The sequence below is a fragment of the Pseudomonas sp. GL-B-12 genome (assembly GCF_019955895.1).
Taxonomy (GTDB): domain Bacteria; phylum Pseudomonadota; class Gammaproteobacteria; order Pseudomonadales; family Pseudomonadaceae; genus Aquipseudomonas.
Map to the genome: position 1 here is coordinate 1 of NZ_JAHBCX010000067.1, position 10,765 is coordinate 10,765.

3 protein-coding genes are annotated in these 10,765 nt (G+C 61.0%); 2 read left to right on the forward strand and 1 reads right to left on the reverse strand.

Going from position 1 to position 10,765, the window contains the following annotated elements; all coding sequences use genetic code 11:
• Positions 1 to 193 (forward strand): hypothetical protein (locus tag KGA85_RS28295; RefSeq protein ID WP_223461441.1); only part of this gene is annotated, 193 nt, incomplete at its 5' end.
• Between the two features lie 199 nt (positions 194 to 392).
• Here the strand turns inward: KGA85_RS28295 and KGA85_RS28300 are convergent.
• Positions 393 to 779 (reverse strand): hypothetical protein, encoded by a 387-nt coding sequence (locus tag KGA85_RS28300; RefSeq protein ID WP_223461443.1) that lies wholly within the window; start codon positions 777 to 779, stop codon positions 393 to 395.
• 517 nt (positions 780 to 1,296) lie between these two features.
• On the opposite strand from KGA85_RS28300, the gene KGA85_RS28305 reads away from it, so the two are divergent.
• On the forward strand, positions 1,297 to 10,765 hold a 9,469-nt coding region (locus tag KGA85_RS28305), incomplete at its 3' end, for a peroxidase family protein (RefSeq protein WP_223543555.1).

The following is a 10,765-nucleotide window of genomic DNA, read 5'->3' on the forward strand; positions in this document are numbered from 1 at the left end:
AGCCAACCCGGCCGCAGGGCAGGACTTGCTCGATATCACGGGGATGGGGGTCACCAGCGCGGTGTTCGCGTCCAACGTGAGCATAACGGCTGACGGGGCGGACACGGTGGTAGGGATCGGGGCGGACGCCATCCGCCTGGTGGGTGTCAACAGCGCGGCCGTTGATCAGACGGACTTCATTCTGGTCGTCTGAGGTCCTGGTCAGTACCGTCGCAGGAGGGCGGAACAGTAGAGGGGAGGGCAATGGATGCCCTCTCTTTCTCCTTCCACTCAATCGCCTCATGAATGCATTCGGTGTGGGTATTCAGGGAGGGCTGAATCGACCAGGGTTTTGCAGCGATAGCGATGATCATGGCGTTGCGAGCTGCTCTCGCATAATCGGAGACGTTTTTCTATTTTTCCGGCGTGAAATAGCTCTTTTCAATAGCTTCGCGGGTCGAGGCAATGATTTCCTTGTGAGTTCGTTCTTTCTCGACTGCTCGGGACAGGACTAGCGCTCCCACACATTGAGCGATGACGGCCCATGCCGCATCAGGGCTACGGAGACGATCGGCCCAGGCTTTCTGTACTTGCTTCAGGCCTTTTTCGGCGGCCAGCCGTACCTCCGGTTCGGCGCGCGCAATCTCTGCACCCAAGACCGGAAGGACACAGCCTTCTTCTGGATGAAGGACATGAAAGGTACTCAGGTAGTTGCGTAAACATTGCTCCAGCTGTTCGCCTGATGCGTTTTGTCCACCAGCCAGCATTTCGCTGCTGTTTCGAATCTCATCCTCAATCACCGCCTGAAACAGCGGCTAGAAATAACATTTCGCTCTATACCTGCACTCAACTTCCTATATGTCTTTTAAAAACAGATAGTTGAGATGCCTAACACCAGTCGTCTGTTTTATCGACGTAAAATTGACAAAGATTTGCTATGGAACTTTAGTCTTAGTTATCGGGGGGTCCGCCCGCCTGTAGCTTGCCATCGCTTTGGCAACGCAAGGCGCGGTGACTTTCCCGAGAGGAGCCGAATCATGTCGATCATTTCGTTTCTTTGCAGAGGGAAGGGGCTGTCCAGGACGTTCGCCTTCACTTCCAGATTCCATGGCCCACCCAGGGCTCGAATCCGCTCTGCCTGATCGCCCGGCGAGCAATTCATTTCGCGAATTCCAGGCGCGTATCCCGGGTCCCGGGTAACGCCAGAGCTCTCGCAAAAAAACATAACCAACACACTGCGCAAGCCAGCACTTGACTTGGCGCGGGAGGGTTTTCTCGTCCCGTGCCTTTACCCAAATAGATCGAGGGCAATCCAAAATGGCCAATTTCAGCAAGTCGGACCTGGAGTTCATCCTTAAGCAAATCTTTATCGCAGAGGCGAATGCCGACGGCGCAAGCCTCATTGATTTGCTTCCCAACTCTCAGGTGCCATTCGGCCTGCGTACCGTCGATGGTAGCTTCAACAACCTGGTCACCGGCCAGACCGAGTTTGGCTCCGCGGACGATGCCTTCCCGCGCCTGCTTGATCCCTCGTTTCTAACGGCATACGCCGGGACAGGGGATGTGACCGATCCGCAACCACGGATTATCAGTAACCTGGTCGTCGACCAGACCGCCAACAACCCGGCGGCCTATGCCTCAGCGTTCGACCCGGGCCTGGACGGTGTGCTCAACTTCGGCGTGGTGGGTGCGGGTAATGACGACGTACTCAAGGATGGCGTACAGATAGTCACCAGCCCCGGGCTGGATGGCGTGTTCGGCACGGCCGATGACAAGGATGTGTTCTTCTTTCCCAACGTGTCGCCGGACGTCGGCCTGACCGCCAGCTTCAACTCGTGGATGACCTTCTTCGGCCAGTTCTTCGACCACGGTCTCGACCTGGTCACCAAGAGCGCTACCGACTTCGTGTTTATTCCGCTGCAGGCGGACGATCCGTTGTTCGTACCGGGCAGCCCGACCAACTTCATGGTGCTGCCACGTGCGGTGCGTACCGCCGGCGCGGACGGAATAGTCGGCACCACCGATGATGGCCAGACCAACACCACCTCGCCATTCGTCGACCAGAGCCAGACCTACAGCTCGCACCCGTCGCATCAGGTGTTCCTGCGCGAGTACGTGCTCAACGCGGCAGGCGATCCTGTTGCGACAGGGCGCTTGATTACCAACCGCGATCTCGGCGCCGATGGCCTGTTTGGCACTGCCGATGATGGCAACGGCGAAAATGGCGGCATGGCAACCTGGAAGGTGGTCAAGGCCCAGGCCCGTGACATTCTCGGCATCAACCTGACTGACGCCGATGTACACAACGTGCCGTTGCTGGCAACCGATGCGTACGGCAACTTCATCCGCGGTCCGAACGGCATGCCGCAGGTGGTGATTCGCATCAGTAACGGTGCTGACGGCATCGCCGGTACGGCTGATGACGTCACTCAACTGGTCGAAGGCAACCGGGCTGCTCCGATCAGTCTGGCCAACGCCGTGAGCACCGGGCATGGCTTCCTCGACGACATCGCCCACAATGCCGCGCCGGTAGTCGTCGGCGGGGTACTGCAGGCGGATGCCGACATCGCTGTCGGCAATGCCCAGCCCGTTGACGCGGGCGGCAACAACCTGACCTATGACAACGAACTGCTCGACGCCCACTACATTGCCGGCGACGGCCGGGTAAACGAGAACATCGGCCTGACCACCGTGCACCATGTGTTCCACTCCGAGCACAACCGCCTGGTCCAGCAAACCAAGGACACCCTCATAGCCGCCGGCGACCTGGCCTTCCTCAATGAGTGGCTGGCAGTCGACGTGGCCGCGATTCCGACTACACCCGCCGAGATTGCAGCGTTGGTGTGGGACGGCGAACGCCTGTTCCAGGCCGCCAAGTTCGGCACCGAGATGCAGTACCAACACCTGGTGTTCGAGGAGTTCGCGCGGACCATTCAGCCGCAGGTCGACGGATTCCTTGCGCCCAGTGGCTATGACACCTCGATCAACCCGGCAATCCTCGCCGAGTTCGCCCACGTGGTGTACCGCTTTGGTCACTCGATGTTGACCGAGACCGTCGATCGCTTCGATCCCGCGTTCAATCCGCTGCTGACTGACCCGGCCAACCCGGACTCGCAACTGGGTCTGATCGCGGCCTTCCTCAACCCGCTGGCGTTCGCCGGCAGCGGGTTGACTGCGGATCAGGCGGCAGGGGCGATAATTCGCGGTGTGACCCGCCAGGTCGGCAACGAACTCGATGAGTTTGTCACCGAAGCGTTGCGCAACAACCTGCTCGGTCTGCCGCTCGATTTGCCGAGCCTGAACATGGCGCGTGGTCGCGACACGGGCATCCCCACCTTGAACGAGGCGCGCCGTGAGTTCTACGCATCCACCGGCGACAGCCAACTCAAGCCGTACATCAGTTGGGCTGACCTGGCGGACAGCCTCAAACACCCCGAGTCGCTGGTCAACTTCATCGCGGCCTATGGCACGCATAGCACGATCACGGCGGCGCTCACGCTGGCAGACAAACGCGCTGCAGCCTTTGCACTGGTATTCAATGTTGCGGGTTCACCGGCTGACCGCCTGGACTTCCTCAACAGCACTGGAGCCTATGCCAATGTAACGACGGCCGGCGGGGATGGGGTACTGGGTACTGCAGATGACCTGACAGGTGTGACGGTCACGGGCGTCGACGACATCGACTTCTGGGTCGGTGGCCTCGCCGAACAGAAGATGCCGTTCGGCGGCATGCTCGGCTCGACGTTCAACTTCGTGTTTGAAACCCAGATGGAGGCGTTGCAGAACGGCGACCGTTTCTACTACCTGTCGCGTACCGCGGGCCTGAACTTCGGCACTGAGCTTGAGAACAACTCCTTTGCCAAGCTGATCATGCTCAACACCGATGTCACCCACCTGGCGAACACCGTGTTCCTGACGCCGACGTTCACCCTCGAAGTGAATCAGGCCACTCAGTTCACTGGCCTTGGCGTGGACAGCCGCGCTGATCCGACGGGCGGCATCATGATCAACGGCGTGGAAGTCGTGCCGCTGGTGATCCGCGACAACCCCGACACCGTGGGTCCGGACACCAATTATCTGCATTACACCGGTGAAGACCATATCGTCATGGGCGGCACTGCCGGCAATGACATCATCATCTCCGGTGACGGCGATGACACCATCTACGGCGACGCCGGCAACGACCGCCTCGAAGGCGGTGCCGGGAACGATGCGGTACTGGGCGGCGCGGGTGATGACATCATCAGCGACTCGTTCGGCGATAACCGCCTGGAGGGTAATGCCGGTAACGATGTGATCGTGGTTGGCAGCATGCTTGCTGCAGGCAACCTGATCCTTGGCGGCGATGGCCAGGACTTCATCATCACCACCGAAGACATCAGCACCACCTTCGGCGGTCAGGGTGACGACTTCATCCTCGGCGCCAAGACCAACCTGCCACCTACCGGCAACGAAGGTGATGACTGGATCGAGAAGGGCGCCCAGGACGGTGCGCCTGGCGATAACTTCTCGCCGTTGCTCAATGACGATGTGATCGGCAACGACATCTTTACCGGTGGTGGCGGCTTCGACGAAATGATCGGCGAGGGTGGCGACGACATCTTCGTCGGCAGCGATGCCCAGGACAAGATGGACGGCATGTCCGGCTTCGACTGGGTGACCTACAAGAACGACAAGGTTGGCGTGACCGTTGACCTGACCCTGGCCGCGCTGGCGCAGCCCCACGGTAATGCACCAAACCAGAATGCCGGCATATTCAATCCGGTCGGCGCCTCGCCGGCCTCGATTCTCGACCGTTTTGCCGAGGTTGAAGGCGTGTCCGGTTCGAGTTTCGGCGATGTGCTCAAAGGCGATAATGTTGATGCGGTCACTATCATCAACCACGGTGGTGCCACGGGCAGTGCGCTGACCAATGTCGCGTTGATCCGCGGACTGGACCAGTTCCTGGCCGATGCTGGTTTGCCGACCACCGGTTTTGCCACTGGCAACATCATCCTCGGCGGCAATGGCAGTGACCTGATCGAGGGCCGCGGTGGCGATGATCTGATCGATGGCGACAAATGGATCAACGTCAGGATTGCCGTTTATGCCGCCGGCGACGTCAACCATACCGGTCCCGAAATCGCCACCTTCGACAGCATGGTCGATATGATCCCGCTCATGCTGGACGGCACCTTTAACCCTGGTCAACTCAAGGCTGTGCGGGAAATCATGCCCGGCACCTCGACGGGCGGGGCGGCCTTCGACACCGCCATCTTCTCCGGGCTTCAGGCCGAGTATACGGTTACCGTTGACGACCGCGGCACGGACGATCTGGCGGACGATGTCTATACAGTGATAGATAGCGTAGCGGGTCGCGACGGCACCGATACCCTGCTGCATATCGAACGCCTGCAATTCGCCGATGACCAGCTAGTGCTGGTGGAGGGGCTCAATGCCCAACCGGTTGGCAGTCCGACTGTCTCGGATGGCAACGGCGGAGCGATAACGGTGGGCGACACGCTGACGGTCAGCGTGGCCGGGGTGCGTGATGCCAACAATATCGCAGCGGGTAATCCGCTGGGCTTGATCACCAACTCCTCGGTGTCCTACATCTGGCAGTTCGAGGCAACGCCAGGCAGCGGTATATTCGAGGACATCATCCTGTTGCCGGCTGGCGACCTGGCGTTCCAAAGCGCCGACGGCACCGCGTTCAAGGTCTCTCCTGACCTCGCCGGGTTGTCGTTGCGGGTCAAGGCGATGTATCAGGACGGTCACGGCACCACGGAGATCCTGTTCTCCACGCCGACGACTGCCATAGTTGCCGGTGCACCGGTCACGCCAACGGCGCTGGTACCTGTAGTCGATGCCACCGCGGGTGGCGCGGGCCTGCACATGGTCCGTTCCGACCTCAACTTCATCCTTGACCAGATCAAGATTGCCGAGGCGGAAGCGTCCGGTCAGGACATCCTCTCGCTGATCCCGAATATCCGCGCGCCGTTGGGCCTGCGTGCGGTCGACGGGTCGAACAACAACCTGATGAACCTCAATGGCATCAACAACACCGAGTTTGGTGCCGCCGATAACGTCTTCCCGCGCTTGACCGATCCGGTCTTCAATCCGGCGGAAGCGGGAACGTCGTATGCGCAGAACAGCGGCCTTGTGATTGACTCGCAGCCGCGCACCATCAGTAACCTGATCGTCGACCAGACGGCGAACAACCCGGCGGCCTATGCCACGGCTTTCAACCCGGGCCTGGACGGTGTGCTCAACTTCGGCGCGGTGGGTAACGACGACGTGCTCAAGGATGGCGTACAGATTGTTGCCAGCCCCGGCCTGGATGGTCAGTTCGGTACTGCCGATGATCACGATGTGTACTTTATCGAGAACGTCGCGGCGGACGCGGGGTTGTCCGCGCCGTTCAACGCCTGGATGACCTTCTTCGGACAGTTCTTCGATCATGGCCTGGACCTGGTCACCAAAGGCGGTTCAGGCACCGTCTTCATTCCGCTGCAGCCGGATGATCCACTCTTTGTCGCAGGTAGCCCGACGAACTTCATGGTGCTGACCCGCGCGACCAACCTGCCAGGGGCGGATGGCGTTCTCGGTACGGCCGACGACATCCATGAGCAAACCAACACCACCTCGCCGTTCGTGGACCAGAACCAGACCTATAGCTCGCACCCGTCGCACCAGGTGTTCCTGCGCGCTTATCAACTGACCGACACTGGCCCTATAGCGACCGGCAGGCTGATCACCAACCGTGATCTGGGCGCGGATGGCCAGTTTGGTACCGCGGACGACGTCGAAATTGGTGGCATGGCGACCTGGAAGGTGGTCAAGGCGCAAGCCCGTGACATTCTCGGCATCAACCTGACCGACGCCGATGTCGATAATGCCCCGCTGTTGGCGACCGATGCCTACGGCAATTTCATCAAGGGGCCGAACGGCTTCCCGATGGTCGTGATGAAGGGTGTTGACGGTCTTGGCGGCACGCCGGATGACGTCCTTGTCGAAGGCGATCCGCTTGCTCCCCTTGACCTGACCGATGCTGTGCGCACCGGTCACCAGTTCCTCGTCGACATTAACCACAATGCCGCGCCGGTAATCGTCGGTGGGGTTCTGCAGGCGGATGCGGACACCGCTGTCGGCAATGCGCAGCCTGTTGACGGGGCCGGCAACAACCTGACCTATGACAACGAACTGCTCGACGCTCACTACATCGCCGGCGACGGCCGGGTCAACGAGAACATCGGCCTGACCGCGGTGCATGCGATCTTCCACTCCGAGCACAACCGGCTGGTTGCGCAGACCAAGGATACCGTGCTCGATTCGGGTGACGTGGCCTTCCTTAATGAGTGGCTGCTCACTCCGGTGGCCGCATTGCCAACCACCCAGGCTGAGTTCGATGCGCTGGTGTGGAATGGCGAGCGCTTGTTCCAGGCAGCCAAGTTCGGCACCGAGATGCAGTATCAGCACCTGGTGTTCGAGGAGTTTGCGCGGACCATCCAGCCCAGAGTCGATCTGTTCTTCGCACCGACCCAGGTCTATGACGTCGACCTCGATGCCTCGATCGTCGCCGAGTTCGCCCACACCGTGTATCGGTTTGGCCACTCGATGCTGACCGAGACCGTCGATCGCTTCGATATCAATTTCAACGCGGTGGGCGATCCGGCCAGCGCTGATCCCAATCAGCAACTGGGCTTGATCGCAGCGTTCCTCAACCCGTTGGCGTACGCCGCCAGTGGCGTGTCTCCAGAGGATGCGACCAGTGCGATCATACGTGGGGTGACTCGGCAAGCCGGTAACGAAATCGACGAGTTCGTCACCGAGGCGCTGCGTAATAACCTGCTCGGCCTGCCGCTCGACCTGCCGGCGATCAACATCGCCCGTGGCCGCGACGTGGGGATTCCCTCACTCAACGCGATCCGCCGCGACATCTACAGCCAAACCGGTGATGCCCAACTTAAGCCGTACACCAGCTGGGTCGATCTGGTGCAATACCTCAAACATCCGGAGTCGTTGATCAACTTCATCGCGGCCTATGGCACGCATGACACGATCACGGCGGCGACCACACTGGAAGGCAAACGCGCTGCAGCCCTGGCGCTGGTCTTCGGTGGTGCGGGTGCGCCGGCTGACCGTCTGGACTTCCTCAACAGCACCGGTGCCTATGCCAACGTAACGCTGCCCGGCACCGACGGCGTGCTGGGTACTGCCGACGACCTGAGGGGTGTGACGATCACGGGCGTCGATGCCATCGACCTGTGGATCGGCGGTCTGGCCGAACAGAAAACCCCGTTCGGCGGCATGCTCGGCTCGACCTTCAACTTCGTGTTCGAGAACCAGTTGGAAAAACTGCAGGACGGCGACCGCTTCTACTACCTGGAGCGTACCTCTGGCCTGTCGATGAATGCGGAACTTGAAAGCAACTCGTTCGCCAAGCTGATCATGGCCAACACCTCGGCCACGCACTTGCCTGGCCTGGTGTTCTCGGACCCAGGACTCTACCTGGAAGTGGACCTGAGCAAGCAATACAACGATGGCCTGCTCGCCGCCGATCCGCTCGGCCCGAACGCAGAGCAGGTGGTGTTCCGCGACAACCCGCTGACCGTGGGGGCGGACACCAACTACATCCGGTACGGTGGTGAAGAGCACATCGTGCTGGGTGGCACCGACAACGCAGACATCCTCATCTCCAGTGATGGCGATGACACGGTCTGGGGTGATGGCGGCAACGATCGCATCGATGGCGGTAACGGCAACGACCAGCTGCGCGGTGGCGCCGGCGACGACATCATCACCGACATCGGCGGCGACGATAACATCCAGGGTGGCGACGGCAACGACGTACTGCACGGAGGCAACGGCGTCAACCTGATCATTGGCGGGTTCGGCAGCGACTTCATCGTGACCGGTGAGGACGCCTCCGAGGCCATTGGTGGCCAGGGCAATGACTTCATCCTGGGCAGCAAAGCCAACGAACAGGACATGGGTAACGAAGGCGACGACTGGATCGAGAAGGGCACCTCGGACGGTGCGCCTGGCGACAACTTCGATCCGCTCGGCAACGACCCGGTCATCGGCCACGATGTATTCGTCGGTGGTAACGAGAACGATAAGTTCAACGGCGAAGGCGGCGACGACATCATGGTCGGCAGTCTCGGCTTCGGTGACCGCTATATCGGCGGCTCCGGCTATGACTGGGCGACCTTCAAGGATCTCGCCCAGGGCGTGACCATCGATTACAGCGACCGCTTCTTCGATGTGCCAGTGCAGCCGGGTTCGGGGGCTTCGGCACTGGTGCGTTTCGACATCATGGAAGGTCTGTCGGGTTCGTCCCACGGTGACTTCCTGCGCGGTGATAACGAAAATGCGACATCGCTACCCACCGCGGGTGCCACCGGCAGTGTGTTGACCAACATCAGCCTGATCAATGGTCTGGCGGGCCTGTTGCCAGTCGGAGCGACGTTCTTCGACGGCGGCAACATCATCCTCGGTGGTAGCGGCAGCGACCTTATCGAAGGCCGCGGTGGTGACGACATCATCGACGGTGACAAGTGGCTGAACGTACGCATCAGCGTACGGGCAAACGCTGATGGCACTGGCGCGGAAATCGCCACGTTCGACAGCATGGCGCCGATGGTTCAGGCAATGCTGAACGGTACTTACAACCCGGGCCAGCTGGTCATCGTGCGGGAGATTCTGACCGGCACCGACAGCTTCGACACCGCGGTGTTCTCCGGTAATGCGTCGGAGTACAGCGTCGCTGTCGATGGCAACGCCGTCATCGTGACCGACCTGGTGGCCGGGCGTGATGGCGTCGATCGCCTGACGGGCATCGAGCGTCTGCAGTTCGCAGACCAGGCGCAGGCGTCCGGCGTTGGCACCGCCTTGAACAGCGGTCCTGTGGGGCGTCTGGCGATCCTCGATGCTGCCACCGGTGCGCGTACCGATGCGCCTGTCGCCGGCCAACTGTTGCGCGTCAGCGATCAGTCGATCCGCGACGCCGACAGCGTCAGTGCGGCCAATCCGACCGGTGCGGTTACCGGTCCGGTGGCTTACTACTGGCAGGTCGAAAACATCCCTGGTTCGGGTGTCTTTGAAGACATCTCCTTTGTCGCCGCTGGCGAGGTATCGCGGGCGACCGGCGCCACCTATCTGGTAGCGGACGATGTAGCAGGTCTGAACCTCCGCGTTCGGGCGGTGTATCAGGATGCCCAGGGTACGCTGGAGATCGTCGACTCGTCGGGGAACAACGCACCGACTGCCGGGCCGACCGTCCTCGGGCTTGCGTTTCTGAACGAGGTGTTGACCGCCGACCCGTCGAGCATCATCGACGTCGATGGCCTCAGCAATCCGCAGTTCACCTTCCAGTGGCAGGAGACCAATGGGGTCACCTTCGTTGACATCGCCGGAGCCACTGCTAGCACGTTCACGCTTGGCCAGACTCAGGTCGGCGATCAGGTGCGCGTGGTGGTCAGTTACGTGGATGACTTCGGTACGGCCGAAACCGTTACGTCCGACGCCACGGCCCCGGTGGCCGCCGGTGATGTGTTCGTCGGTACCGCCGGTGTCGACATATGGACCGGCACGGCAGGCGACGACGTGGCCAGCGGAGGTGATGGCAACGACATCCTGAACGGCTTGGGTGGCAACGACATCCTCAATGGTGACGCGGGCAATGACATTCTCATCGGGGGTACGGGTGCCGACACGATGGCCGGCGGTGTTGGCGACGATGTCTACGAAGTCACCGACCTTGGGGACGTGGTGACCGAGCTCGCCGGTGCCGGCAACGACACGG